Annotated in this window: 1 pseudogene; it reads right to left on the reverse strand. The window is 61.1% G+C overall.

Annotation, left to right across the window (positions count from 1 at the left end):
- Positions 1-87: 87 nt before the first annotated feature.
- Positions 88-1196, reverse strand: a pseudogene (locus BM052_RS19260) (IS5 family transposase); the annotation flags it as partial.
- Between the last annotated feature and the right edge of the window lie 173 nt (positions 1197-1369).

Here is a 1369-nt window from a genome sequence, read left to right on the forward strand (position 1 = left end):
TCCGTGTCGATCCAAGATCGTGCTCCCTTCGCCAGTCTTGAATCCGATCCGCGCGCAAAAGGGAAGCCCATAAATGTCCACACGCCTTAGTTTTGGCAGACGAACCAGATTGTACGCCGCAGCGGTCAGCGTGAAGTTCCATCCTACGCGGTCCTGCCCTCGATGCCGGGTCTTGCGCAGGTTTCCGCTGGTCTTGGCCCAGCCAAAGACCTCTTCGATCCGTTTCCTGATCCGCATCGAAATGGCGTAGCCAGGGTGCCGGGTGGTGCGTCCATCGATAGCGGATCGCCTGTTGGTATTGTTCTGGGCGACGTGCGGGGTAACGCCAATGTCGCGTAAGCCGGCGACGAATCCGGCTGTATCGTAGGCTTTGTCCGCCGCCAGCGTGATGCGATGGCGCCCCTTCATGCGGGAAAGCATGGTCAGCGCGGCCTCCCGTTCGGCCGTGCCCGTGGCGTGAGTGAGCGTAGCATCGACGACCAGCCCATGCCGGTTCTCCATCAGGACGTGGCCCATGTGACACAGCCTCGCAGCTTGGCCGCGTGCCTTTTTGAACAGGCGGGCATCAGGATCGGTGGTGGAGGCGTGGGTGGCGTTGGTTCGCTTCTCGCCATGAAAATCGCGTTCGGCGTTACGCCCCTTGACCTTTGCCTGTCCGCTCTGACCGGTGCCCGAAACGCTGTCGTCGTCGTCACCGCTCGAAGCCTCGCCGTCCTTGGGCTTGAAGCTCTTCATGCTGGCCCACGCTTCGATCAGGGTGCCATCCACCGAGAAGTGGTCGCCTGACAGGAGCGCCTGCACACGAGACTGCCCTATGATCGCGGACAGCAACCTGGCGGCGATGTCCCCGGCCAGCAGCCTCTCCCGGTTCTTGGTGAAGACCGTCACATCCCAGATCGGCGCATCCATCGCCAGACCGACGAACCAGCGGAAAAGCAGGTTATAATCCATCTGCTCCATGAGCTGGCGTTCCGAGCGGATCGTATAGAATGCAGGAGCAATGCGCGCAGCAACTTCTCCGGCGGGATCGATGGCCGGCCAATGCGCGAATACATCGCATCGAAATCAGCGGACATCACCTCGAGAGCTTCGTCGACGAGCGCACAGATCGCCCGAAGTGGGTGGTCTGCCGGAACCCGGGCTTCGCAGCTCACGTAGGAAAACAGCCCTTCGCTCCGGTAATCGCCGCCGCGCATCTCAAATCCTTCAACCTCAGCCGAAGGCGTATGAATCACCTCAAGGCGCTCAAGGAAAGCGCCTTTTTCCGCAACCTGTTAGGCCGTGGCCGGTGGGACGCAGAGGCCTTGCGCGACATCGTGCGGGATTACGTTGTTGAAAACCTCGCCACAAACGATGCGGTCCTGGTCAT

This window comes from Novosphingobium sp. CF614, assembly GCF_900113255.1.
Classification (GTDB): Bacteria; Pseudomonadota; Alphaproteobacteria; order Sphingomonadales; family Sphingomonadaceae; genus Novosphingobium.